At 64.0% G+C, this 24,108-nt stretch carries 21 protein-coding genes; 9 read left to right on the top strand and 12 right to left on the bottom strand.

Features of this window, described 5'->3' with window-relative positions:
* Window positions 1–186: 186 nt before the first annotated feature.
* From LGM56_RS36050 to LGM56_RS36030, 5 genes are all read right to left on the bottom strand, one after another.
* Window positions 187–969, bottom strand: a complete 783-nt coding sequence (locus LGM56_RS36050) for a peptidylprolyl isomerase (protein ID WP_089495040.1) — start codon at window positions 967–969, stop codon at window positions 187–189.
* 18 nt (window positions 970–987) lie between these two features.
* Complete coding sequence (locus LGM56_RS36045) at window positions 988–1,296, bottom strand: BolA family protein (RefSeq protein ID WP_059678099.1); 309 nt, start codon at window positions 1,294–1,296, stop codon at window positions 988–990.
* Window position 1,297: 1 nt separating this feature from the next.
* On the bottom strand, window positions 1,298–1,828 hold the full coding sequence (locus LGM56_RS36040) for a septation protein A (RefSeq protein ID WP_011352350.1): 531 nt from the start codon (window positions 1,826–1,828) through the stop codon (window positions 1,298–1,300).
* Between the two features lie 125 nt (window positions 1,829–1,953).
* Window positions 1,954–2,385 carry a peptide-methionine (R)-S-oxide reductase MsrB gene (msrB, locus tag LGM56_RS36035; protein ID WP_089440292.1) on the bottom strand — a complete coding sequence of 144 codons (432 nt, stop codon included), beginning with the start codon at window positions 2,383–2,385 and terminating at the stop codon, window positions 1,954–1,956.
* Between the two features lie 44 nt (window positions 2,386–2,429).
* Window positions 2,430–3,998: a protein adenylyltransferase SelO gene (locus LGM56_RS36030; RefSeq protein WP_226208141.1), complete on the bottom strand. Its 1,569-nt coding sequence runs from the start codon at window positions 3,996–3,998 to the stop codon at window positions 2,430–2,432.
* Between the two features lie 146 nt (window positions 3,999–4,144).
* Between LGM56_RS36030 and LGM56_RS36025 the strand changes: the two genes are divergently transcribed.
* The 5 genes from LGM56_RS36025 to LGM56_RS36005 all read left to right on the top strand — a co-directional run bounded on the left by LGM56_RS36025 (window position 4,145) and on the right by LGM56_RS36005 (window position 11,636).
* On the top strand, window positions 4,145–5,788 hold the full coding sequence (locus tag LGM56_RS36025; protein WP_226208140.1) for a 3-(methylthio)propionyl-CoA ligase: 1,644 nt from the start codon (window positions 4,145–4,147) through the stop codon (window positions 5,786–5,788).
* Between the two features lie 201 nt (window positions 5,789–5,989).
* A complete protein-coding gene (locus tag LGM56_RS36020) occupies window positions 5,990–8,074 on the top strand; it encodes a 3-hydroxyacyl-CoA dehydrogenase NAD-binding domain-containing protein (protein ID WP_226208139.1) in 2,085 nt (694 codons plus the stop codon).
* A gap of 40 nt (window positions 8,075–8,114) precedes the next feature.
* Window positions 8,115–8,747 (top strand): bifunctional nicotinamidase/pyrazinamidase, encoded by a 633-nt coding sequence (gene pncA, locus LGM56_RS36015; protein WP_226208138.1) that lies wholly within the window; start codon window positions 8,115–8,117, stop codon window positions 8,745–8,747.
* Window positions 8,748–8,795: 48 nt separating this feature from the next.
* On the top strand, window positions 8,796–9,974 hold the full coding sequence (locus LGM56_RS36010; protein ID WP_069248202.1) for an acetyl-CoA C-acyltransferase: 1,179 nt from the start codon (window positions 8,796–8,798) through the stop codon (window positions 9,972–9,974).
* Between the two features lie 261 nt (window positions 9,975–10,235).
* The gene (locus tag LGM56_RS36005) at window positions 10,236–11,636 is read left to right on the top strand and encodes a GGDEF domain-containing protein (RefSeq protein ID WP_089495035.1); all 1,401 of its coding nucleotides are present in this window, start codon (window positions 10,236–10,238) and stop codon (window positions 11,634–11,636) included.
* 162 nt (window positions 11,637–11,798) lie between these two features.
* On the opposite strand, the gene LGM56_RS36000 is transcribed toward LGM56_RS36005, so the two are convergent.
* Window positions 11,799–13,943, bottom strand: a complete 2,145-nt coding sequence (locus LGM56_RS36000; RefSeq protein ID WP_226208137.1) for a hypothetical protein — start codon at window positions 13,941–13,943, stop codon at window positions 11,799–11,801.
* A gap of 819 nt (window positions 13,944–14,762) precedes the next feature.
* On the opposite strand from LGM56_RS36000, the gene LGM56_RS35995 reads away from it, so the two are divergent.
* Window positions 14,763–15,293, top strand: a complete 531-nt coding sequence (locus LGM56_RS35995; RefSeq protein WP_226208136.1) for an isochorismatase family protein — start codon at window positions 14,763–14,765, stop codon at window positions 15,291–15,293.
* Between the two features lie 280 nt (window positions 15,294–15,573).
* On the opposite strand, the gene LGM56_RS35990 is transcribed toward LGM56_RS35995, so the two are convergent.
* The 3 genes from LGM56_RS35990 to LGM56_RS35980 form a co-directional block, all read right to left on the bottom strand.
* The gene (locus LGM56_RS35990; RefSeq protein WP_226208135.1) at window positions 15,574–16,497 is read right to left on the bottom strand and encodes a recombination-associated protein RdgC; all 924 of its coding nucleotides are present in this window, start codon (window positions 16,495–16,497) and stop codon (window positions 15,574–15,576) included.
* Window positions 16,498–17,380: 883 nt separating this feature from the next.
* A complete protein-coding gene (locus LGM56_RS35985) occupies window positions 17,381–17,680 on the bottom strand; it encodes a hydrogenase maturation factor (RefSeq protein ID WP_226208134.1) in 300 nt (99 codons plus the stop codon).
* A gap of 87 nt (window positions 17,681–17,767) precedes the next feature.
* Window positions 17,768–18,169 (bottom strand): NUDIX hydrolase, encoded by a 402-nt coding sequence (locus LGM56_RS35980; RefSeq protein WP_069248196.1) that lies wholly within the window; start codon window positions 18,167–18,169, stop codon window positions 17,768–17,770.
* A 126-nt stretch (window positions 18,170–18,295) separates the two neighbouring features.
* Between LGM56_RS35980 and LGM56_RS35975 the strand changes: the two genes are divergently transcribed.
* The 3 genes from LGM56_RS35975 to LGM56_RS35965 all read left to right on the top strand — a co-directional run bounded on the left by LGM56_RS35975 (window position 18,296) and on the right by LGM56_RS35965 (window position 22,224).
* Window positions 18,296–18,871: a nucleotidyltransferase family protein gene (locus LGM56_RS35975; protein ID WP_226208133.1), complete on the top strand. Its 576-nt coding sequence runs from the start codon at window positions 18,296–18,298 to the stop codon at window positions 18,869–18,871.
* Between the two features lie 79 nt (window positions 18,872–18,950).
* The gene (locus LGM56_RS35970; protein WP_226208132.1) at window positions 18,951–19,478 is read left to right on the top strand and encodes a 2'-5' RNA ligase family protein; all 528 of its coding nucleotides are present in this window, start codon (window positions 18,951–18,953) and stop codon (window positions 19,476–19,478) included.
* Between the two features lie 673 nt (window positions 19,479–20,151).
* Window positions 20,152–22,224 carry a Na/Pi cotransporter family protein gene (locus tag LGM56_RS35965; protein ID WP_226208131.1) on the top strand — a complete coding sequence of 691 codons (2,073 nt, stop codon included), beginning with the start codon at window positions 20,152–20,154 and terminating at the stop codon, window positions 22,222–22,224.
* A 55-nt stretch (window positions 22,225–22,279) separates the two neighbouring features.
* Here the strand turns inward: LGM56_RS35965 and LGM56_RS37070 are convergent, their stop codons facing one another.
* Genes LGM56_RS37070 through LGM56_RS35950 form a run of 3 tightly spaced genes read right to left on the bottom strand, consistent with a single transcriptional unit; the run spans window position 22,280 to window position 24,089 of the window.
* Entirely contained in the window at window positions 22,280–22,468 is a 189-nt protein-coding gene (locus LGM56_RS37070) for an AlpA family phage regulatory protein (RefSeq protein WP_226208142.1), read from the bottom strand.
* A 38-nt stretch (window positions 22,469–22,506) separates the two neighbouring features.
* Window positions 22,507–22,848 carry a hypothetical protein gene (locus LGM56_RS35955; protein ID WP_089495302.1) on the bottom strand — a complete coding sequence of 114 codons (342 nt, stop codon included), beginning with the start codon at window positions 22,846–22,848 and terminating at the stop codon, window positions 22,507–22,509.
* 44 nt (window positions 22,849–22,892) lie between these two features.
* A complete protein-coding gene (locus LGM56_RS35950; protein WP_226208129.1) occupies window positions 22,893–24,089 on the bottom strand; it encodes a ParB/RepB/Spo0J family partition protein in 1,197 nt (398 codons plus the stop codon).
* Window positions 24,090–24,108: the final 19 nt, after the last annotated feature.

Raw genomic sequence — 24,108 nt, 5'->3', positions numbered from 1 at the left:
ACCTGGGCCACCACCGACAGCTTAAAAGCCAGACTGTAGTCCCGCTGCGTCCGCTTGATCCCTTGCTCCATTTGGCACCTCTTCGCGTCAGCGAAAAAGTGTCAACCTATTTCAGGACGGGTCACGGGCAATAAAAAAGCCGCTCCGAAGAGCGGCTTTTCGATGCGCGTGCGGCGCGTGCCGGCGTTACTTGACCGTTGCCTGCTGGCGCAGACCTTCCTCGAACGCCTGCAACTTCTGCTGCACGAGCTGCTGCGCGATCTGCTGCTTCACCTGCTCGAGCGGCGGCGGGGCGATGTCGCGGATGTCGTCGACGCGGATGATGTGCCAGCCGAACTGCGTCTTCACCGGCGTGTCGGTCATCTGGCCTTTCTGCAGCTTCTGCGCGGCCGCCGCGAATTCCGGCACGTACGCCTTCGGGTCGGACCAGTCGAGATCGCCGCCGTTCTTGCCCGAACCCGGATCCTTCGAGAACTGCTTCGCGAGATCCTCGAACTTCGCGCCGGCCTTGATCTTCGCGATCAGGTCCTTCGCCTGCTGCTCGTCGCTGACGAGGATGTGGTGCAGGTGGTATTCGCGATTGCCGCCGGCGCCCTTGACGAGGTCGTCGTAGCGCGCCTTCACTTCGGCGTCGGTCGGCTGGTTCTTCTTCAGGAAGCTCTCGATCATCGAGCGCAGCACGACGGTCTGCTGCGCGACGGCGACCTGCGCCTTCACGTCCGGACGGTTCGGGATGCCTTCACGGATCGCTTCCTGCATCAGGATTTCGCGGTTCACGAGTTCCTGGCGGACGGCCTGCTGCAGTTGCGGGCTGTCGGTCTGGCCTTGCTGGACGAGCTGAGCCACCATCGCGTCGGCGCGCGACTTCGGAATCGGCGTGCCGTTGACGACGGCGATGTTCTGGGCAAATGCCGGTGCCGCTGCAAAAGCAGCCGCCGCGACCCACAGGCGGGGGGATTTCAGGATCATCGGGAATTCCTAATGAGACTAGATTGAAGATTCGTTGAATTCTTCGGGCGTGTAAGCCACGATCGCGAGCGCGTGAATGCCGCGCTGCATCGCATCAGCGAGCGCATCATACACCAGCCGGTGCCGCGCGACGCGCGGCTTGCCCGTGAAGGCGGCCGACACGATCGTGACCGTGAAATGGCCGCCGGCGGACGCGCCGGCGTGGCCCGCGTGCTGCGCGCTGTCGTCGCGCACGGTGAGCGACAGCGGGGCGAGCGCGGCGGTGAGGCGCGCTTCGATCAGCGCGATGCGTTCGTCGGGCGACGCGTGGAGAAAGGCGTCCGTCATGTCACTCGTCCTTCAGGTATTTCGTGAGCCACAGGCTCTGCAGGATGATGAATACGACCATCGCGCCCGTCGTGCCGAACAGCTTGAAGTTCACCCATTGCGATTCGGTGAAGTTGTGCACCACGTACAGGTTCGCGACACCGAGCACCGCGAAGAACAGCGCCCAGGCGACGTTCAGCTTGTCCCACACGGGGTGCGGCAGCGTGAGCTGCTTGCCCATCATCTTCTCGATCAGGTTGTTGCCGAACGCATAGCGCGCGGCGAGCAGCCCGATCGCAAACAGCCAGTACAGCACAGTCGGTTTCCATTGAATGAATTTCTCGTCATGCAGGACGAGGGTGGCGCCACCGAAAACGACGATCACGCCAAGGCTGACCCACAGCATCGTGTCGACCTTCCGGTGCCGGAAGGCAACCCAGGCGACCTGGGCCAGCGTCGCGACGATCGCGACGGCGGTGGCGGTAAAGATGCCCCAGACCTTGAAGGCGGCAAAAAACAGGATGATCGGAAACAGATCGAACAGGAATTTCATGGCGCTCGCAGCTGCGTGAAAGGCCGCTTGCGCGGCCTTTCACCGTTGTAGGGACCCGCCAGGCACCGCCGGAGCGGATCGGGGCGGCGGCGCGAGGGGCGCCCCGCGGATCCGCCCGGCGCCGCTCATTCGTTTTCGGGTCGGGACTCGAAGTTTAACGCAGCCGAATTGATGCAGTACCGCAAACCGGTCTTGTCGCGCGGGCCGTCCTCGAAGACGTGGCCGAGATGCGCGCCGCAGTGGTTGCAGCGCACCTCGACGCGCACCATCCCGTGCGAGTAGTCGACCTTTTCGTCGATCACCTCGCCGTTGAGCGGCTTGAAGTAGCTGGGCCAGCCGCAGCCCGAGTGGAACTTGGCGCCGGATTCGAACAGCGGCGTGCTGCAGACGACGCATTTGTAGATGCCGTCGTCTTCGGTGTCGGTGTATTCGCCGGTGAAGGCGCGCTCGGTTGCCGCATGCTGCGTGACTTCGTACTGCATCGGCGTGAGCCGGCGGCGCAGCTCGGCGTCGTCCTTCTGGTACGGGAAGGTCTTGTCGTCGGAATCGTGGGACATGTGGGGTTCTCCTGATCGGTCGGTCGAGTCGCGCGGGTCGGGGCTCAGGACGAGCAGCTCACTTCGAGCGACCCGGCCCAGTCGGGCGGCAACGCCGCGTACGCTTCATGCTCCGGTTGTTCGTCGAACGGGCGGCGCAGGATCTGCGCGAGCCGCTCGACCTCCGAAAAATCCTTCTCCTTCGCGCGCCGGATCGCGACTTCGGCCAGATGGTTGCGCAACACGTATTTCGGGTTCGCGCGATTCATCGCGGCGGCACGTGCCGCGTCGTCGCGTGTTTCCTCGGACAGCCGCGCGCGGTAGAGGTTCGCCCACGCATCGAACGCGTCGCGGTCGATGAACAGGTCGCGCACGGGCGCGTCGCGGCTCGCGTCGTGCTTCGAGATCTGCGCGAGCCGGCGGAACGTCAGCGTGAAATCCGCGTGGCTCGCATGCATCGTCTCGAGCAGCTTGTTGGCGAGCTCGGCATCGTTCTCGCGTTCGAGCGCCAGGCCGAGCTTCGCGCGCATCGCACGTTCGAGCGCGGGGCCGAAACGTTCCGGAAATTTTGCGAGCACGGCCTGCGCGTCCTCCACCGCACGCTCGGCGCGCGCATCGTCGTCGGCGATGCCGTGCTGCAGGCCGATCAGCGGCAGCAGCGCCTGCGCGAGGCAATAGCAGTTCCAGTGCGCGATGCGCGGCTGCATCCGATATGCGTAGCGGCCGCTCGTATCCGAGTGGTTGCAGATGTGGTTCGCGTCGAACGCATCGACGAAGCCGAACGGGCCGTAGTCGATCGTCACGCCGAGGATCGACATGTTGTCGGTGTTCATCACGCCGTGGCAGAAACCGACGGCCTGCCACTGTGCGACGAGGTCGGCCGTGCGCAGCGTCGCGGCCTCGAGCAGCGCGAGGTACGGATCGTCGGCGTGGCGGCAATCCGGATAGAAGCGATCGATCACGTGATCGGCGAGCTGGCGCAGCAGGTCGGGGCGATCGTTCGAGAAGAAGTGCTCGAAGTGGCCGAAGCGCACGAAGCTCTCCGACACGCGCGTGACGACGGCCGACGTCTCGATCTCCTCGCGCACCACCGGCTGGTCGGAGCCGATCACCGTCAGTGCGCGCGTGGTCGGGATGCCGAGGTGATGCATCGCTTCCGAGCACAGGAATTCGCGGATCGACGAGCGCAGCACCGCGCGGCCGTCACCCATCCGCGAGTAAGGCGTGCGGCCGCTGCCTTTCAGCTGCAGCTCGTAGCGGCGGCCGTCCGTGCCGGTGCGCTCGCCGATCGTCAGCGCGCGGCCGTCGCCGAGCTGGCCGGCCCACACGCCGAACTGGTGGCCGGAATACACCGCCGCATACGGCATCGCGTGCGCGGGCCAGTCGCGCGTCGGATTGCCGGCGAACAGCTCGGCGAAGCCGGGCTGCGCGGCGATCGATGGCGGCAGGTCGAGCAGTTGCGCGACTTCGTCGGAAAAGCCGACGACATACGGCGCGGCAAGCGGCGCGGCCGGCAGCCGCGTATGAAACGCGTCGCCGAGCGTGACGAACGCGCCAGTGGCGGGCTCGCCGAGCGTGGCGGCGAGGTCGGGGAGGGTGTCAGCCGGATCGGCTGCGCTTCGGGAAAACGACATGTTGAGCGCCTCTGGGTAAGCCGATATTGTAAGGCGGCGCCGCGCCGCCCGCATGGTGGTCCGCGCACCGTGCGCCACGCCCGTCCGGGGCCGCTGACGGGCGCGCCGCAGAGGCACCGATTCGCATCCTCACGGAGAACAAGACGATGGGTAAGCCGTTGCTGGGCCAGATGATGGACATGCCGTTGCTGGTGTCCTCGCTGATTTCGCATGCCGCGCGGCACGCCGGCGATACGGAGATCGTGTCGAAGCGCGTGGAAGGCGACCTGCATCGCTACACGTACCGCGATTGCGAACGCCGCGCGAAGCAACTGGCGCAGGCGCTCACGCGGCTCGGCGTCGAAGCCGGCGATCGCGTCGGCACGCTGGCGTGGAACGGCTACCGGCATCTGGAAGCCTATTACGGGATCGGCGGGATGGGTGCCGTGTGCCACACGATCAACCCGCGCCTGTTCCCCGAGCAGATCGCGTACATCGTCAATCATGCGGAAGACCGCTACGTCTTCTTCGACATCAATTTCGCGCCGCTCGTCGAGGCCATTGCGCCGCAATGCCCGCACGTGAAGGGCTGGGTCGCGATGACGGACGCCGCGCACCTGCCGTCCGGCACGACACCGTTCCTCTGCTACGAAACGCTCGTCGAAGCGGAGGATGGCCGCTACGACTGGCCGCGCCTCGACGAGCAGCAGGCGTCGGGGCTCTGCTACACGTCGGGCACGACCGGCAACCCGAAGGGCGTGCTGTATTCGCACCGTTCGACCGTGCTGCACGCGTACGGCGCCGCGCTGCCCGACGCGATGAACCTGTCCGCGATGGACGCCGTGCTGCCCGTCGTGCCGATGTTCCACGTCAACGCATGGGGGCTGCCGTACGCGGTGCCGCTCACGGGCGGCAAGCTGGTGCTGCCCGGCAAGGATCTCGACGGAAAATCGCTGTACCAGCTGATGGAGACCGAGCGCGTGACGTTTTCCGCGGGCGTGCCGACCGTGTGGCTCGGCCTGCTCAACTACATGCGCGAGGCCGGCGTGCGCTTCTCGACGCTGAACCGCACGGTGATCGGCGGCTCCGCGTGCCCGCCCGCGATGCTGCGCACCTTCGAGGACGAATACGGCGTGCGCGTGATTCACGCATGGGGCATGACCGAACTGTCGCCGCTCGGCACGCTCGCGAAGCTCAACTGGGCGCAGTCGCAGCGGCCGCTCGACGCGCAGCGCAAGCTGCTCGAGAAGCAGGGGCGCGTGATCTGCGGCGTCGACATACGGATCGTCGGCGAGGACGGCCGCGAACTGCCGTGGGACGGCGTCGCGTTCGGCGAACTGCAGGTGCGTGGCCCGTGGGTGATCGATCACTACTTTCGCGGCGAATCGTCGCCGCTGTCGGACGGCTGGTTCCCGACCGGTGACGTCGCGACGATCGACCCCGACGGCTTCCTGCAGATCACCGATCGTAGCAAGGACGTGATCAAGTCGGGCGGCGAGTGGATCAGCTCGATCGACATCGAGAACGTCGCGATCGCGCACCCGGGCGTGGCCGAGGCCGCCTGCATCGCCTGTGCGCACCCGAAATGGACCGAGCGCCCGCTGCTCGTCGTGGTGCCGCGCGAAGGGGCGAACCTGAGCCGCGACGCGCTGCTCGCGTTCTACGAAGGCAAGGTCGCGAAATGGTGGATTCCCGACGACGTCGTGTTCGTCGAATCGCTGCCGCACACCGCGACCGGCAAGCTGCAGAAGCTGAAGCTGCGCGAGACGTTCCGCGACTACGTGTTGCCGACGGCGGTCTGCGAGCCGTAACTCGAGTCCGGGCCGGAAGCGGCTCGTGAGCCGGTCGCCCGATCCGTCCCCGGATCGGGCGACCGGCATCGGGAACAAAATTCAAATTGAACGACCGTGCTTTTTCGTTGTATGCTGCCTCCGTTCATCAGGACATGCGGCTGTTCGACCGCGCACAATGAAGCGCAGCCACCCCGGCGCGCGATGCATGGAGGCAGGCAGATGGCAGTGGATTACTCGACTCGCGACGGCGTGGCCGTCCTTACGCTCAACAATCCGCCCGTCAACGGGCTCGGCCTGTCGACCCGTCAGGGCGTCATGGACGCGCTCGATCGCGCCGCGCAGGACCCGTCGGTGACAGCCATCGTGCTGACCGGCGCGGGACGCGCATTCTCGGGCGGCGCCGACATCACCGAATTCAATACGCCGAAGGCGCTGCAGGAGCCGACGCTGCACACCGTGATCCGCGCGGTGGAGACGAGCGCGAAGCCCGTCGTCGCGGCGCTGCACAGCGTCGTGATGGGCGGTGGCCTCGAGCTCGCGCTCGGCGCGCACTATCGCGTCGCGGCACCGGGCGCGCAGGTCGCGCTGCCCGAAGTGAAGCTCGGCCTGCTGCCGGGCGCGGGCGGCACGCAGCGCCTGCCGCGTGCGGTGGGGCTCGAAACCGCGCTGAACATGATCGTGTCGGGCGCACCCGTGCCGTCGGAGCAGCTGGCGAAGAGCGGGCTGTTCGATGAAATGGCCGATGGCGACCTGCTCGGCGCGGCCGTCGCATTCGCCCGCAAGGTCGGCGCGCAGAAGGGGCCGCATCCGCGTGTGCGCGATCGCAAGATTGTCCATGAGAACGCCGCCGGCTTCATCCAGTTCGCGCGCAATTCCGCGAAGGCTGCCGCCCCGAATTTCCCCGCGCCGCACAAGTGCATCGACGCGATCGAGGCCGGCGTGCTGCACGGCTTCGACAAGGGCAGCGTGGCCGAGCGCGAGGGTTTCGTCGCGCTGATGATGACGCCGGAAAGCCGCGCGCTGCGGCACGCGTTCTTCGGCGAGCGTGCCGCGAGCAAGATTCCCGACGTGCCGGCCGATACGCCGCTGCGCGAGATCCGCCGCGTCGGCGTGATCGGCGCGGGCACGATGGGCGGCGGGATCGCGATGAACTTCGTCAACGCGGGGCTGCCCGTCACGCTGCTCGAGACGAAACCGGAAGCGCTCGAGCGCGGCGTTGCGACGATCCGCAAGAACTACGATGCGCAGGTGAAGAAGGGCAAGCTCTCGCAGGAGAAGCTCGACGCACGCATGGCGCTGATCACGCCTACGCTGTCCTATGACGATCTGAAGGACGCCGACCTGATCGTCGAGGCCGTGTTCGAGGAACTCGGCGTGAAGGAGCAGGTGTTCAAGAAGCTCGACGAAGTCGCGAAAGCGGGCGCGATCCTCGCGTCGAACACGTCGACGCTCGACGTCGACAAGATCGCGGCGTTCACGAAGCGTCCGCAGGACGTCGTCGGCATGCACTTCTTCAGCCCGGCGAACGTGATGAAGCTGCTCGAGGTCGTGCGCGGCGCGCAGACCGCGAAGGACGTGCTCGCCACCGTGATGGCCGTCGCGAAGAAGATCCGCAAGACGGCGGTCGTGTCGGGCGTGTGCGACGGCTTCATCGGCAACCGGATGATCGAGCAGTACATCCGCCAGGCGCTCTTCATGCTCGAGGAAGGCGCGCTGCCCGCGCAGGTCGATCGTGCGATCGAGAAATTCGGTTTCGCGATGGGACCGTTCCGGATGAGCGACCTCGCCGGCAACGACATCGGCTGGGCAATCCGCAAGCGCCGCTACGTCGAGCAGCCCGAGCTCCACTACTCGAAGATCGCCGACCGCCTGTGCGAACAGGGCCGCTTCGGCCAGAAGACGGGCGCCGGCTGGTACGACTACGTGCCGGGCGATCGCAAGGCGAAGCCGTCGTCGCTCGTCGACGAGATGGTCGTCGCGTATTCGAAGGAGCGCGGTGTCGAGCGTCGCAAGATCGGCGACGACGAGATCGTCGAACGGCTCGTGTTCGCGCTCGTCAACGAAGGCGCGAAGATCCTCGAGGAGAAGATCGCGTCGAAGGCGTCCGACATCGACATGGTCTACCTGACCGGCTATGGCTTCCCGCTGTGGCGCGGCGGCCCGATGTTGTACGCGGACGTGGTCGGCCTCTACAACGTCGAGCGCGCGATTCGCCGCTATGCGGCGGCACCGAACGGCGACGCATGGCAACTCGCACCGTCGATCGCGGAACTCGCGAAGGCCGGCCGCGGGTTCAACGGCTGACGCGCCGGATCGCGGCGCCACGCACACCCGGAGAAACGCAATGAAACGCACCGACGACGTCCTGCTCGTGATCGACGTGCAATACGACTTCATGCCGGGCGGCGCGCTCGCGGTGCCCGACGGCGACGCGGTCGTGCCGGTGATCAATGCGCTCGCGCAACGCTTCGACCAGGTCGTGCTGACGCAGGACTGGCACCTGCGCGAGCACGTGTCGTTCGCGGCGAATCACCCGGGCCGCGAACCGTTCTCCACGCTCGCGCTGCCGTACGGCGAGCAGGTGCTGTGGCCCGTGCACTGCGTGCAGGACACCGACGGCGCGGCGTTGCATCGCGATCTCGATATCCCGCATGCGCGGCTCGTGATCCGCAAGGGCGGCGACGCGCAGGTCGACAGCTACTCCGCGTTCGTCGAAGCCGACCGCACGACGCGCACCGGGCTCGCGGGCTATCTGCGCGAGCTCGGCGCGAAGCGTGTGTGGTGCTGCGGGCTCGCGACCGACTATTGCGTCGCGTGGTCGGCGCTCGATGCGCGCGCGGCCGGTTTCGAAGCCGCGGTGATCAACGATGCGTGCCGCGCGATCGACCTGAACGGGTCGCTCGCCCACGCATGGCAGCAGATGCAGGCAGCGGGCGTCGCGCATGTGACGTCCGCGGGCGCGCGCCCGGCGGCGTAGCGCAATTCCCCATCCGATTCAGGTGAAGCAGGACCGAAGGAGACTCGCATGACCGAAGCCGTAATCGTATCGACCGCCCGCACGCCGCTGGCGAAATCCTGGCGCGGTGCGTTCAACATGACGCACGGCGCGACGCTCGGCGGCCACGCGGTCGCGGCCGCTGTCGAACGCGCGAAGCTCGACCCCGCACGCGTCGAGGACGTGATCATGGGGTGCGCGAACCCCGAAGGCGCGACCGGCGCGAACATCGCGCGGCAGATCGCACTGCGCGCGGGGCTGCCCGTGACGGTGCCGGGGATGACGGTGAACCGTTTCTGCTCGTCCGGGCTGCAGACCATCGCGCTGGCCGCGCAGCGGATCATCGCGGGCGAAGGCGAAGTGTATGTCGCGGGCGGCGTCGAATCGATCTCGTGCGTGCAGAACGAGATGAACCACCACATGATCCAGGAAGGCTGGCTCGTCCAGCACAAGCCCGAGATCTACTGGAACATGCTGCAGACGGCCGAGAACGTCGCGAAGCGCTACGGCATCTCGAAGGAGCGGCAAGACGAGTACGGCGTGCAGTCGCAACTGCGCGCGGCGGCCGCGCAGGAAGCCGGGCGTTTCCGTGACGAGATCGTGCCGATCACCGTGCTCGCGGGCGTGGCCGACAAGGCGACGGGCCGTCTGTTCACGAAGGAAGTGACGGTCTCGGCGGACGAAGGGATTCGCCCCGACACGACGCTCGAAGGCGTATCGAAGATCCGGTCGGCCGTGCCGGGTGGCGTGATCACCGCGGGCAACGCGAGCCAGTTCTCGGACGGCGCGTCGGCCTGCGTCGTGATGAGCGCCGACGCCGCGCAGCGCGAAGGGCTGCAGCCGCTCGGCGTGTTCCGCGGGTTCGCGGTGGCCGGTTGCGAGCCGGACGAGATGGGCATCGGCCCCGTGTTCGCGGTGCCCAAGCTGCTGAAGCAGGCAGGGCTGAAGGTCGACGATATCGGCCTGTGGGAGCTGAACGAAGCGTTCGCGGTGCAGGTGCTGTACTGCCGCGACACGCTCGGGATTCCTGAGGATCGTCTGAACGTGAACGGCGGCGCGATCGCGGTCGGCCATCCGTACGGCGTATCGGGCGCACGCCTGACCGGCCATGCGCTGATCGAAGGCAAGCGGCGCGGCGTGAAGTACGCGGTCGTCACGATGTGCATCGGCGGCGGGCAGGGCGCGGCCGGCCTGTTCGAAATCCTCTGATCTTTGGCACGGAGCGGCCGCGGTTTCGCTTCGGCGAGACAGGCGGCCGCGACGCGAATCGGCGCGACTGATCCGCCATTCGAAACAATCGGGAAGCAAAAGGCATGCGCCCGGCAATGCCGTTTCCCCTTACTTGTCAAACGAATTGCCCCACCTATACTTGCTCTGACATTTGCCTTTCGGCACGATGGGCCGGATCGTGCGTCGTGCGATCCGTGCCGCGAAGGTTCGAACCAACGCAGCAGACCGACCGGGGACCGAATGAGTACGACCTATGCAGCCGGGGAACCGCCGCGCGTCGTCAGCGCGGCCGCAAGGCTCTACGCGAAATGCCTGCTGGTCGGATTCGCGTTGCTGCCCGCCTATCTGATCGCCTATCTGTGGTTCTTCAGCGACCCGCACGTCGTGTTCGAGAACCACGCGTTCCATGAAATCGCGATCGCCGCCGCGACCCTCGAAGGCGCGTTCGTCACCTACGTGACGTGGGTCTGCTACCGGTCGTCCGGCGAGCCGCTGTTGCGCTGGCTGACACTGGGCTTTCTCGGCTTCGCGATGATCTATGCGCTGCACGGTGCGTTCACCGGAATGGCGCATCACAACATCTGGCTGTTCCTGCTGTACGGACCCGCGTCGCGGCTCGTGATGTCGATCCTGCTGCTCACGGGCCTGCTGTCGTATTCGCGTCCGCCCGATCGCCTCGAGAAGCGCACGAGCGTGCGCACGTGGCTGCCGTGGATCGTGTTCTTCGTGATCGTCAACGTGGCCGTGGCGTACATCGCGTATTCGCCGGTCGCGGGCGCGCCGGGCACGCGGCTGTCGATGGAAGGCGGCGCGCTCGTGTTCTCGCTGCTGAACGTCGCCGTGCTGCTCGCGCGACGGATCCGCTCGCCGCTGATGGTGATCTACGGCGTGTCGATCATGGCGTTCGCGCTGTCGTCGCTCGCGTTCATTCTCGGCAAGCCGTGGAATCACATGTGGTGGCTCGCGCATGCGATTTTTGCCGGCGGCTTCTTCCTGCTCAGCTACGGTGTCGTGCAGGCGCTGCAGACGACGCGCTCGTTCTCGGCGATCTACAGCCAGGAGGACCTGATGAGCCGGCTGTCGGAATCGATGGCGCGCACCGAGAGCGCGTTGCAGGAACTGCGGCGTACGAACCAGAAGCTCGAATACATGGCCGCGACCGATCCGATGACGGGCGCGTCGAACCGGCGGCAGTTCATCGCGCAGGTCGAGCGCGAGATGGTGCGGGCCGAGCGCGACGGCACACCGTTCTGCCTGCTCGCGCTCGATCTCGACAATTTCAAGAACATCAACGATGCGTACGGGCATCAGATCGGCGACGAGGTGCTGCGCGGCGTCGTGCGCCAGTGCCTCGATGCGATCCGGCCCGCGGGCGGCCTGGCGCGGGTCGGCGGCGAGGAGTTCATGGCGCTGCTGCCGGACATGCCGCTCGAAGGCGCGCGGATGACGGCCGAACGCGTACGCTCGTCGATCGCGAGTTCGCCGTTCGGGCTCGATTTCAAGCGCGTGCAGGTGACGGTCAGTGTCGGTGTCGCGCAATACGGGGCCGACGGCAGCACGGTCGATGCGTTGCTGCGCGTGGTCGACGAACGGTTGTACCAGGCGAAGCGGGAAGGGCGGAACCGGGTCGTGGCGCGGTGATACGGGTTGGCGCGGCACACGGGCGCGGGTGAACGGACGCAGAACATTCGGCCGCCCGGGCGTACAGAAGCTGTGTCCAGCGCCTCGATTTCTGACGAAGCCCCGGAGGCGGTCACGCCCCGGGGCTTTTGCATGCCCGGTCGGCACGCGACTGGCGACGCGCTACCGCGCTGCCAGCGCCGCCGCGCTCAGCTTCGGCTGCGCATCCTGCATCCGCTGCGACGCCTGCCACCAGTACTTGCCCGCGCGCTGCTGCGGGTCGCGGATCGCGAGATACGTCGTACTCCAGAGCTGCGCCGCGTTCGCCTCGGTGGCGTCCGCGCTGCGCGTGCCGAATGCATCGGTCTGGTACTTGCCGTTCACGTACGACCACGTCCACATCTCCGACGTGCGCATGTCGCGCCCGTTCGAGATCACCTGCCAGATCGTCTGCCGTGCCTGCGTGAGCAGCGTGCGTGTCGCGGCCGACAGGTCCTGGCGCGCGAGCTGGCGATCGAGCCCGGCCACCCACATCGCCTGCTGCCAAGACCAGATCACCGTGCCGTGATACGCGGAACTGGTGAACTTCGGCCACAGCGCCTGGCTTGCATACGCCGGATTCGCGATCAGCATCCCGGCATCGGTCACGAGCCCGGTCGGGAACGGCCGCGTGACGTCGGTGACGATCCGCTGAAGCTCGTCGTCCGGCGGCGTGCCGAACAGCAGCGCGAAGCCGCCGTCCGAATTCATCACCGGAACCGGATTGCCCTGCTGATCGAGCGACAGCGCGTAGAACGCCAGCGGTGTGCCCGGCGCGGCGCCGGCCGGCACGCCGGCGGACGGCGCATAGGCCGACACGTCGGTGGCTGCCTGTGTGGCCGGCACGCTGACCTGGAACAGCGGCGGTGCCTGGGTTTCCCACGTGGCCGCCTGGTTAGCCGTGTTGGCGAGCGTCGCGCGCTGCCCGGCATCCAGATACGGATCGAGCAGGCCGCGCGCGAGGAATGCGTTCGCCGCGCGCAACGCGGCCGGCACGAGCACCGCGTTGACGTCGTACGGATAGACGCCGCCGCCGAGCCCGTCGGTGCTGTCGCGCCAGTTGCCGACGATTTCGCCGGGCCGCAAGTGGATCAGGTTCGCGACCGTCGGCTGTTGCGCGAACGGCTGAGCGGTCGTCGCGACGTGCAGCAGGTTGACGACCAGGCGGCTGCCATTGGTCTGCCCGTCGCTGCCGCGCTGGGCGAGATAGGCGGCCGCGCGGGCCTGGCCGCGCGTATCGTCGATCAGCCACGCGGCCGCGATCGGCGCGAGCAGGTAGTCGCTGTCGATCATCTTGTAGTCGTAGGTCGGCGTCGGATCGTTCGGCCGGCCGTTCTTCTGGTTGTCGACGAGGGCGAATTCGCCGATCCCTTCCTCGTGCGCGACCTTGCCGTCGGTCGACAGCCGGCTCAGCACCGACGACAGGCCGGCCTCGATCGCCGCGGGTTCGAGCACCGGCATCAGCATGCGCACCGAGATCAGCGTGTCGCGGCCGAAGTAGGTGTCGTACTGCCACGAGCCGGCCAGCAGCTTGTCGTGGAAACTCAGGAACTCGAGCACGTTCTGGCTCACCGGGTCGGGGTTCACCGAGGGCCCGAGCAGGTCGGCGCGCGTGATCGGCGACAACGGCGTCTCGCCCGACAGTGCATCGACATGCAGCCGCAGCGTGTGCGAGCCCGCCGGTGCGCTCAGGACGAGCTTGCCGCCCACTGCCGGCGCGATGCTGCCGCCGTCGCGCAGCGTGATGCGCAGTGAATAGCCGGGCGCGCCGTCGATCCGGTCGCGTTGCCATTGCGCGGCGCTGCCCTGAACCGTCGGCGCGGCGAGGATCTCCTGCGGAATCGTGGCGCCGCCGTTGAAGTCGCGCAGGAATCGCACGTTGCTGAGCACGCCCTGCCGGATCGTCAGCGTGTTGGTGTCCACCGACACGTCGGCGCCGATGCCGTACAGCGGACGGCCGTGCGTGTCGGGTGCCGATAGCGCGGACGGCGGCGTGTCGAGGCTCCAGTTCACCGGCTGCGCGGTGTCGTCGAACCACAGCCCGGTGCCGCTGTTGCCGGCGGGGAAGACCACGAGCAGACGCGGCTTCGTCGACGAGCGCGCGAGCAGGTGTGCGGCGACGTTGTCCTGCCGATAGAACGCGTTGATCTGGCCGCCGGTGTCCATGCGGAACGACAGTGCGGCGTTGTTCGACGGCGGGTTGCTCGATTTGACGTCGTCGTCATTGCAGGCCGCGAGCAGGCCGGCGCAGATGAATCCGAGACACAGCGACTTCGCAAGGCGATGCATGTTGATGTCCCTCCTGATGACTGGCGATTTTTATGAGAATTATCGAATGAGTGGGTACTCGATCTGCTTCGTCCGGTATTGCGGAATTCCTGGTAAATTCGGAATTAATCCGGGCATGCTTTTGAGGTGAATTGAATGGGAAATAACCGATTGATGGTTAATGCCGGAATTGAAGGCAAAAGGAGGCGCTGCCCCGGCAGGCATGAAAGACTTCTCTGCTGATGTTCCAGTGCCGTGCCGACATGGGTGCGTGCGCGGCGTGAAAAACGAAACGTAAGCTATCGTAGGCGATTCTAAAGTTCGGATAAAGTCGAAGTCAATAATGATTTTATGGTTTCAGAATAATGTTCTGGAGTGAGGTCGCAATTATTGCTTGTCGGGTCGGTAAAATGTGCGGTTTTGCCAAAATAGAGATGTGCTGATTATCGAGTTTGGTGAAAAATGGATTGGCAATCGATGTTGGTATTGGTGATTGATTCCGAACCGGGATCGAATCGTGGCGGTTGGCCTGTCGGCGTGTCTCGGGCTGTGCAAACGAAGGAGCGGAATGCGGAGAATTCGGCGATACGGAGCGCGGAGCAACCGGCATTCCTGCGACCGGACCGGTAGATGATCGCGAGAACCAGACTCCATGCGATCACGTCAATGGCGTCGGGAAGTTTGGTAGGCTTGAGCATCGCTTCCGTTTACCGAATTGGCGCAGTCGGTCATTGATGCGATTCGATATCCGTCTTTTGCGGGACTGACGATCTTGCGACAGAGCGACTCTCCATCGATGGCCGATGGGGGTGACGTCGCCTTCACTCCGGAGAATGCGCCGTGCTGCACGTGCCCGACGATTCAGTGGTCGTATTGGTTGATTTTCAGACGCGGCTGATGCCGGTGATCCACGATGGGGTGTCCGTCGTCACGCAGGCTGTCCGACTTGCCCGTATTGCGCAGATACTCGCGGTGCCGGTGATGGGTACCGAGCAGAGCCCCGTCCAGCTGGGCCGGAACGTACCGGAGATCTCGGATCTGTGCTCCAGCACCGTCGTCAAGGATCATTTCGATGCGTGCGCGGAGGGTCTGGTCGAGGCCTTGCCGGACGGGCGCAACAGCGTCATCGTCGCCGGTTGCGAGGCGCACGTGTGCGTGTTGCAAACGGCGTTCGGGCTGTTGCGCAGCGGCCGCAAAGTGACGGTGGTCAGCGATGCCGTGGGGTCGCGCAGGACGATCGACCGGGACGCGGGGATCGCCCGGCTCGCGGCGGCGGGAGTGCAAATCGCGACGGTCGAGATGATCGGATTCGAATGGCTGGGTTCCAGCCGGCATCCGCGTTTTCGCGATGTGCTGCTCCTGATCAAGTGAGCCGCGGCGCTCGTGCGCTGACGGGAACAGCGTTCCTGGAGTCGGATGCGTGAATCTCGGGATGTCGGCGCATTGGCGCCGTCAGGTTTGGCCGGCTGGCTGCCGGCGGTCGCGGGCGGGACCGTCGCGTTGGTGGGCGAGACGGAGAAAAATTGGGCATCGTGCGCGAGTGCCCGGTCGTGAACTTCCGACAGCGCGACGACAGTCCTTGTTGAACTGTCGCGCCGGCTCGAAACCTCGCCGTTGCGGGGCGGCGAGGTTTCTCGGTCGCCGCCGGCGTTCAGGCCGCTGCCGCCTGATGCGCCGAGTCGCGCTGCTCGCCACCCAGGATATCGATGAGGCTGGCCAACATCCGCGCCAATTCACCGGTCATCAGCGTGACATCCGAGTCGAAGCGTTCATCGTCGTTCTGCGCGGTCGGATCCGCCGCTTCCTTGATCACGTCGAGCGGCGTCACGCGCTTGATCGTCAGCGACGGCGTCAGCACGAAGGAGATCCGGTTGTCCCAGGTCATCGCCAGGCGCATGCATTGTTTGCCGGCCTCGATGTGCCGGCGCATGTCGTTCGCTTCCAGCGCGTGGCCGACGTATCGCACCGTGGCGCCGCCTTCGCCGCTCGAGCGCAATTCGGCGTCCTGGTCCACGGTGAATCCGCCCGGCGCCTCGCCGGACAACAGCCAATCCGTCATCGCGGCGACCGGCGAACGCACCACCTGAACACCGGCAAGCGGCAACTGATCGATCGATTTGACGAGCAGGCCGCGAACGTCGTCGGCAACAGCCTGTGAAGCCGCATCGATGACGAGCCAGCCGTTCACCGTATCGATCCACACGCGGGTATCGCGCTGAATGGTGAACGCGCGCGGGAGCAGTTCGTCGGTCACCTGCTCCTTGAGTTCGCGCAGCTGCTTTCGTCCGACCTTGAAGCCCTGCTGCTCCTCGATTTCAAGCGCGCGGGCCTTGGTCACCTGGGTGACGACCGACGCCGGAAGCAGCTTCTTCTCGGCACGAAACGTCAGCAACATCTGCCGGTTGATCGAATACACGAGTGCGCCGTTGTCACGCGGCGACGCCCATCCATGGCTCTGCATCTCGACGCTGGTGCCCGGCTGAAACGCATGGGGCGCCAGCCATTTTTCCATCTGATCGGGGGTAACGGCCCAAGGTGCCGGAAGACGATGAAGCTGAAGGTTCTTGAACCACATAGGAGTACGGGCAAAGCGCACCATTCTATATGACGGTGATGCTTCGGGTGCGGATTCGCTCGTGCGATTTGACGGTCCGATCGTTGATGATGTAGTGCCGGGTAGGTGGGCATCGCTCACCAAATTCGCCACGGAACGGAAGTCACGCCCTGCTCGAAAAGTTGCTTTTCCTTCGCCGATGGCAAGGAGATTCTCCTTCCCGGCAATTCTGTACTTGTACGGCCACCGCCTGGAGCCGGACGGATGGTGCCCGATTGGCAAGGGTGACAGGCAAGTCGCCGAACCGGAACGAACAGGAGCAACCGAAGTGCTCCGACATATCGTCATGTGGAAGTTGCATTGAAATATCAACGATTAATCTATTGATATTTGAGGAAATTCAACTTCCATTGATCGATTGATACCCCCCGTCGATTCCCCCTTTTTCCTCGCTGGAGCAGAAGCCGGGAGGGATGAATTTCCGTACCTCCAGTGGTCTTCTTCAGTTTCTTGGAATACCGCCGATAACCCTCTTGGACCGTCTCGTGCCAGAGGTGTCCGTTTCAATTACCGCCCTCACTTTCCCCCCGAGGGCGGGATTTTTTGCATGTAGGGCGTGTCCGTCAAAGTCGCTTTGGTCCCAAATATTGATCAGCTATATTGAAAGTGTCTCGGGGATGGGACACAGGACGGGGGGCAAAATGAAATACACGCACAATGAGAACGCAGGCCCCATCTGGGGTGTTGTCGGGGGTCTTCTTTTGACCGCAGTTGGGCTAAGCATGGGACTCTTTCCCAAGCTCCTGGATAGCACCGGCTCGCTGAACGATTTCGTCTCATCCGGCGTTACGATGCTTGGAATCTTTCTATGCGTTTACGCTGTCCGCGAGACGCTGCGGCAGCATCATCGCTGAAGGCTAATGCAGGCACTGGATGTGTCGACGAGTAGGTCGTCCACGATGATCTCGCCTGCAGAACGGCCGGCGCGCAACGCATCGAGGCTGTCGGCAAACGGCTTGCCTTGATCGTCAGCCAAGCGAATCGGCGCTAGGAAAAAAGATCGTGTGTTTGCTGCGCGCACCTGGACTATTGCGAGGTAGCCGGGCGGTGTCTCGCAAGTGGCCGAAGATTCTCGAGACACTTCGGTCTTATGTTCGCAATGAACGTCGATCGTATATCCACGGTAGGTGTATGAGCTGGTCATGTTCGCCTCGCTGCGGGTAGAGCGACGTCCGAAGGTTTGCACGCGGAAGTATAGCTACGTGCCCTCGAAAAGCGACATGAATCTTGCCTATGGGCGCCAGTCGTTGCCGTAGGCCAACTCGATGATTTTCTTCGTAGGAATGCTCGCCCGCAATTTTGCGACGTCATCGTGACGGAACAGTTTGCAGCGGGCGATTTCGTTGTTTGGTTGCGGCTTCAGGTCGGCGCTGAGTTCACCAATAAACACGTGGTGCAGCTTTGAGAGACCGCCGAAGTGCATGGCATACGTAAGGTCCAAGCCGACCAAGCCGGTCTCTTCCTGCAACTCTCGATGCGCCGCTTCTAGAGGCGTCTCGCTGGCTTTAATTGTCCCGCCTGGCAGTGCCCATCGGGATGCCGCGCGCGCGACCAGCAACACACGGTCCCCTTGGAGGCACACTACTGTTGCGCGTTCTTTTATGGGTACATCGACGCAATCTTGGACGCTCATGACGGCTGCGGCTTGAGTATTTTTAGTATTCTAGCGCGGTGGTCCTGATTGCCTGTCCGATGTCTGCCGTCGGGCAGCGAGTTCCATAGGCAGCAGGTCATCGTCGACGCAGCGGGCTCGTTACTCATGTCATCGACCGATTTCGAAGCAAGTCTCATTGCCCTTGCGCGGGAGTCGTCATGGTTTTGGCCTGCACTGGTTGCGGTTCGAGCTCTCAATCTACCTTCTTGGTGCATCGGTGCGGGTGCGGTCCGAAACCTTGTGTGGGACTCGTTGCATGGGCTGGACGCGCCGTCGGCATTGTCTGACATCGATGTTGCGTACTTCGACGGAACAGATCTTTCTGCCGAGCGCGACGCGACGTTTGAGTTCCTGCTGGCGGCCACGCACCCCGAGCTTCCTTGGGAGGTGACCAATCAGGCCGCTGTACATCTCTGGTTCGAGAAAACCTTTGGGCATCCAGTGCTTCCGTTCAGATCACTGGCACAAGCGATTGCGTCGTGGCCAGAATACGCGACGGCGGTCGGACTTACATTGCTGAACGACGGGACAATCGATGTCTGTGCGCCATACGGACTCGATGACCTCTTTTCCATGGTGGTGCGACGCAATCCAGCGCGCGTCAGCATGGATACCTATCTTCGGCGAATCCAGCAGAAAAGATACAAGGACCGCTGGCCCCGTGTGACCATCATCGTTTAGAAATGCCACAGGCAGTCATGAGGAGTGTTGCCGACGGAAGTCCATCATCATTGGCCAATCGACGCGAGAGGATTCCTGAATGCTCACAACAGCGTTCGTCGTTGAGGTTCCTGCAGCCGAGTCAACTGTAGCGGATCTTCGGAGTCGGTTTGATGCTACCTCCGACCCGGGCGTGCCGGCGCACGTCACGGTTCTGTTTCCCTTCATGCCGCCTGACGAAATTACGCCCGACGTCCTTCGTCAGGCGCAAAGCGCGCTGAGCGTTGTGCAGCCGTTCGAATTTTCGTTGAGGAAGGTCGAGCGGTTTGCAGTCACCACTTATCTTGCTCCCGATCCGCCGGAACCGTTCGTCGCCTTGACGACTGCGCGGGTCGAGCGCTTTCCCATGTTTCGCGCCTATGGTGGTGCACACGATGGCATGGTTCCGCATCTGACTGTCGCGCACGGGGATGCCGCGACAGCCCATCTGGTGGCCGTCGAGCTCGAACATCGTCTGTCTGCGCGTGAGGTGATTCGAACGTGCTGTCACTCCGTCGCCTTGCTGGAGAACGCGTCGGGCCGCTGGAGGAAGATGCACGAGATTGCGCTTCCAACGGTTGATGTGTAGTCCGGCCAGTTCCCGGCGGTCACGACCGGCGGCCACCGGCCGCCAGGCGCCATCCGCACGCGTCGTCGACCTGCCTTCCTGTCGTTCCTGCTAGCGGAATTGACGTTGGAGAGCCACCAATGAAGGCCGGCGCACCCAGGTGCGCTCTCTGCCTCCTACCTGGCCGTACTCGTCGACGTGTCGCACCGCGCGTTTCAATTTCGAAACGATCCGATGCGTCTGAAAAGCGACGCGCTCGGCCGGCTCGTGCCGGCGATGCCGCCGCACGGACACTGGGCGCTCGCAGCAGCGGCAATCGACATAGGCCGTCGCACGATAGATGCGGGCCTGTATCAGCGCTGAAACACATTCATTCGGCCGGCGTGCCCATTTCCGTATTTCTGGCTTCAAGTCCCCATGCACGCCCATCCGGCATTGATGGCACGCCACTTGCAATGGGGAATGGGTTCAGGCGCGTGATTTCATGGAAACCGCCGCGGTTGACCGAAACCTGGCGCACGGAGTCTTCGGGGGAAGGTCGCGTCGCCTGATCTACGGTTCGGTCGTGCGTATCTCCATCGTGACGAGACGCATTCGAGTTCGCCTTTTCTTGCGAACTGGCTACGGGCGTGAGCGAACCGCAGTACGGAGAACGTTGCAAAAAGCAACTGATCGGCGTCGGGGAGCAAGAACTATGACATTCACGTTTACGCTGATTGATCTCGCGGGCTCAATTGCACTGGTGCTACTGGGCACGCAAATGGCTCAGACCGGCGTGCAGCGCGCATTCGGCGCTGAACTTCGGGCACTTCTGGGGCGGATGCTTCACGGGCGATTTCCTGCCTTCTTCGGCGGCCTGGGCGTCACGGCGGTGCTGCAAGGCAGTGCGACAACGGCAGTCATGACGCGGGAGTTTGCAACGGAAGGGCGCGTCGACCTGGCTTCTTCGCTGGCCGTCATGCTTGGCGCGAACGTGGGTGCGACATTGATCGTGCAGGCGCTTTCGTTCGCAGTCGAGACCGTGTCGCCTGCACTGGTCCTCGTTGGAGTGCTGATGTTCCGGAAGGCATCCAACACACGCGCGCACGACTTGGGGCGCATGTTCATCGGTCTGGGCCTGTTGCTGCTCGCATTGCATCACCTGCAGGAATTGATGACAGACTACGAGGATGCGCCGAGCCTTCGGATGTTGCTGGGTGCTGCCTCGACGGAACCGCTGGTCGATTTCCTGCTGGCGGCTGGCCTGACTTGGGCCGCCGATTCGAGCGTCGCAGCCGTTCTCCTGATCGTGTCACTCTGCGGGCAGAACGTGGTTCCACCCGATACAGCTTTCGCATTGGTGTTGGGTGCGAATCTGGGTGCTGCCATCCACCCGGTGCTGGACGGAACCGTCACGCACGATCCGGTGTCCAGGCGCGTGCCGGTTGGCAATCTGCTCATCATGTCGGTCGGTGTCGGGCTTGTTCTTGCAGCCCTCACGCCGATCGGCTGCGTCATGGTCAGAATCGAGCCGGACAACGGGAGGGTGGTGGCCGATTTTTATACCCTGTTCAATCTGTCACTGGCCTGCCTGTTCCTGCCACTGCTTGCTCCATACGCAGACCTGCTGAGCCGGCTGCTGCCGTCGCTTGTGACGGTTTCAGACACCCCTCCGCCCGAGCATGTTGATCCGTACACGCGGCAGGTGCCCGATGCAACACCCGGTCCGGGCGTCCGCGACGTGCTTCCCGTCACCGCTACGCAATTCGGGAGGCTCTCACAATCTTGTTCTGAATCGAGCGGATGCGACGGAATGCTGGTTACGAAGGTCCGCACCCACGATGACATTCTGGATAACGTAAACGTTGTGCCCAGGACGCGCGCGACATTTCCCGATATTGGTCAACTTCCCGGATACGATGAACGGCGCCGGCATGAAAGCGGTGGCCGATTACGCGAGGACGCGCAGAAGGGTGTCGAAATCAGGGAGTGCACCGATCACACGCTTCAGCATGTGACTACCGATGGCAGCGTGCAGACGTACTATCCGGCGAAGTCGCTGTGGCTCACTCTGCAGGACATTCAGGTCATCAGGCGATTGGAGCCAGCTGGCGGGGCAGCGCATTCGATGCTGTCGACCTATGTCCAGGGGACTGCGAGTCTGGACGACTGCTGTCTGTCGATCATTGGGGATGGGCAGAGCGATACGCGTACGGTACACATCACCTTCGCGGCTCGCGAGATCGGCGAGACTGAACGGCGAGGCCTTCGCAACTTGCAGGACGCACTAGGCATCGCCCACTCGGACGATCCGCTTGGCACGGCAAGGCTCGGCTACAACGAGTCCGATGAGGAGATGCTGGAGCCGGCTCAGTGGTGGGCAATGTGCGACGTGCCGGCGAGCAGCATGCAGGCACTTGCCGACGGCGTCGAGGCGGGACAGGTCACCGCCGTCAGGGCCGGGCTGTGCCTGCGGGACGTCTACACGTCGATCCCGTCCGGTGCTGCGCTGACGAGTGGATTCCGCGCGTTCCTCAGGCCCGGCGAGGATGGCAGCACATTTGAAACACCGGCAACTGCCAGCGGATATGTCGTGTATCTCGCCATTGATTTCCCGAAGGTCAGCCTGCCGGGAGATGGCCGCTTAGCGCAGATGCCGCTGCGCACGGACGGCAGGAATCCCGTCGTGGCGCTGACGGAACGGCTCGACAAGGTGTTCGCTGGCTTGAAGTGGCTCGCTGCGCTGGTCGCGATCCTGGTTGTCCTGCTTCTGATCAAAGGGAGGTGACTACCCAAGTAGCTTTAGACCTGATCCGATGCTGGCTGACGGATCAGGTCTCGACTTAGGCAGATGATTGGGCGATGGACGTTTCGTGCGATGTGATGGAACGAATCCATGCTTGTACTTCTGTCTCTGCCCATAGTGAGAGATTGCGAACTTTTCGTGGTCTCGGGAAACTACTTTCCTTCATCATGTCGTAGATCGTCGTCTTGCCCAAGCCGACCATGTCCAGAACGGTCGGAAGTCGCAACAGTCGTTCGGTGGTGGTGCTCAATTCTCTGTACCTCGTTATTCGGTGACGGGCTGAGTTGCACGGGCGAGTTGCATTAGCCCCGTTTCAAGCGTGATCGTAGCGGTCGCGGCCCAGGTGCGCGCATCCTGCGCCGCCTTGTGGCGAGCGAATGATCCGATCTCGTCGGCCATCAGGTTCAGCAGCTCGACGTCGGCCGCGTGCGAGATCTCGCTGATCAGTGAGCGGATCTTGATGCGAAGGGCGTCGAGTTGCGCGAGTCTGACTTGGCGGCTATTCGCCAAGGCTTCGTTCGTCTGGATAGGTTTGCGCCGCGCGAGCGGCGCTTCGTCTTTCTGGATCGCTTTTGCGGGCGTCAGCCCGACGTTGTTCGACTGCATCGAAGTGCTGCTGACGCTCGCCAGTGCGTTAGCCGGGCGCGAGGTCATCGGGCGGCCTCCTGCGCCGTCTCGGGCGTCCAGTCGGGGTAGGGCAACTGGAGGATGTCGTCGAGCCACTGAAGAACGACCGGCAGATCTCTTTGTCGCTTGATGTTTTCACTGGCGAGAACCTTTCTAAGCCACCGAGCCCCTTCTTGAACCGCCTGCATCCGCGTCGGATAGCTCGTGGTGCCGGGGCCATATTTCAGTGGCGTCGATGCGAAGCTGTCGTCGAAGTTGTACATAGCCGCGCAAATCCACTGATCCACTTTCGGTTGGGCCACGTAGATCTCGGCGATCGGTTTCTTCGTCCGCTTGCAGTTGGGTGAGCGAAGCGTATCGGTCGCGACACAGCGGCCGTCTTGATCCGGTGCGGTCACGGGGTAGATTCGTGGTTTTTGCGGAGTGTCGAGGAGATCGGCGAGCGGCGAGAGCGCTGTGTGGACACCGCGGATCGTTCCGGGGGATAGCTTGCCGAAAACGGGGTCGTGCAGGACCGCCTGCAACGCTTGCAAAAGTTGCTTTGCACACGCGTCGTTGATCTTTGCTGCTTTGGCCGCTGCCGGCTCGGTGCTCGACGTGCCGCCGGTCAGGTGCTTTTTCGTGACCTTGTTCCTACCGGCTTCCTTCGCTTTCGACGGCCCGGACACGATGCGTTCAAGCGCCTTGTCGCCGCCGTGCGTGTGGATCTCTTCGATCGCGACGGTGCCTGCGATCGAGCCGTTGCGGACGAGGTCGTGCAGTTCGGTGGGTGCCTTTTCAAGCAGTGCTGCATCACGGATCGACTGCTCGGAAATGTTCAACTGGGCGCAGATGTCGTCCGCGTTCATTTTGTGAACGTCCCGCAGTTCAGCGATCGAGGTCGCGAGATCGAGCGGCGACGATGGCTTTGAGCGATTGCTCAAGTAACCGTCGACGACCATCTTCGGTCGCTTCACTTCGCGAGAATCCAGCACGACAATCGGAATCTTTCCCAGATCCTTCCCGGCCTTAATCGCCGCGCCTGCTGAGAGGTAGCGGTGCTGCCCCTTGAAGACGTAGAAGTAGTCTTCCCCGTCCGCCTTGCGCACATAGCAGTGCAGCGGGGCGGCCTTGTCGTATCCGTTCTGCATCATCAACGCGGTCAGCTCCTTGACCCACTCCGGATCGACCGGGCGAACGTTGTCGCGTGGGTCATAGCGGAGCGATTCGTAAGGCGTCATCCACAGGTCCGCCGACGTT

It is taken from the genome of Burkholderia sp. AU38729 (assembly GCF_020419725.1).
Classification (GTDB): Bacteria; Pseudomonadota; Gammaproteobacteria; order Burkholderiales; family Burkholderiaceae; genus Burkholderia.
Note: the sequence above shows the minus strand (reverse complement) of the source record. Positions and strands in the feature narration are given on the sequence as shown.

Coding starts and splice junctions, on each gene's coding strand:
- LGM56_RS35975 (WP_226208133.1), top strand. CDS start 18,296: ATGTCATCGACCGATTTCGAAGCAAGTCTCATTGCCCTTGCGCGGGAG.
- LGM56_RS36045 (WP_059678099.1), bottom strand. CDS start 1,296: ATGACGGACGCCTTTCTCCACGCGTCGCCCGACGAACGCATCGCGCTG.
- LGM56_RS36020 (WP_226208139.1), top strand. CDS start 5,990: ATGGCAGTGGATTACTCGACTCGCGACGGCGTGGCCGTCCTTACGCTC.
- LGM56_RS36000 (WP_226208137.1), bottom strand. CDS start 13,943: ATGCATCGCCTTGCGAAGTCGCTGTGTCTCGGATTCATCTGCGCCGGC.
- LGM56_RS35965 (WP_226208131.1), top strand. CDS start 20,152: ATGACATTCACGTTTACGCTGATTGATCTCGCGGGCTCAATTGCACTG.
- pncA (WP_226208138.1), top strand. CDS start 8,115: ATGAAACGCACCGACGACGTCCTGCTCGTGATCGACGTGCAATACGAC.
- LGM56_RS36010 (WP_069248202.1), top strand. CDS start 8,796: ATGACCGAAGCCGTAATCGTATCGACCGCCCGCACGCCGCTGGCGAAA.
- LGM56_RS35955 (WP_089495302.1), bottom strand. CDS start 22,848: ATGCAGTCGAACAACGTCGGGCTGACGCCCGCAAAAGCGATCCAGAAA.
- LGM56_RS35990 (WP_226208135.1), bottom strand. CDS start 16,497: ATGTGGTTCAAGAACCTTCAGCTTCATCGTCTTCCGGCACCTTGGGCC.
- LGM56_RS36050 (WP_089495040.1), bottom strand. CDS start 969: ATGATCCTGAAATCCCCCCGCCTGTGGGTCGCGGCGGCTGCTTTTGCA.
- LGM56_RS35980 (WP_069248196.1), bottom strand. CDS start 18,169: ATGAGCGTCCAAGATTGCGTCGATGTACCCATAAAAGAACGCGCAACA.
- LGM56_RS36040 (WP_011352350.1), bottom strand. CDS start 1,828: ATGAAATTCCTGTTCGATCTGTTTCCGATCATCCTGTTTTTTGCCGCC.
- LGM56_RS35950 (WP_226208129.1), bottom strand. CDS start 24,089: ATGACGCCTTACGAATCGCTCCGCTATGACCCACGCGACAACGTTCGC.
- LGM56_RS36025 (WP_226208140.1), top strand. CDS start 4,145: ATGGGTAAGCCGTTGCTGGGCCAGATGATGGACATGCCGTTGCTGGTG.
- LGM56_RS35970 (WP_226208132.1), top strand. CDS start 18,951: ATGCTCACAACAGCGTTCGTCGTTGAGGTTCCTGCAGCCGAGTCAACT.
- msrB (WP_089440292.1), bottom strand. CDS start 2,385: ATGTCCCACGATTCCGACGACAAGACCTTCCCGTACCAGAAGGACGAC.
- LGM56_RS35985 (WP_226208134.1), bottom strand. CDS start 17,680: ATGACCAGCTCATACACCTACCGTGGATATACGATCGACGTTCATTGC.
- LGM56_RS36030 (WP_226208141.1), bottom strand. CDS start 3,998: ATGTCGTTTTCCCGAAGCGCAGCCGATCCGGCTGACACCCTCCCCGAC.
- LGM56_RS36005 (WP_089495035.1), top strand. CDS start 10,236: ATGAGTACGACCTATGCAGCCGGGGAACCGCCGCGCGTCGTCAGCGCG.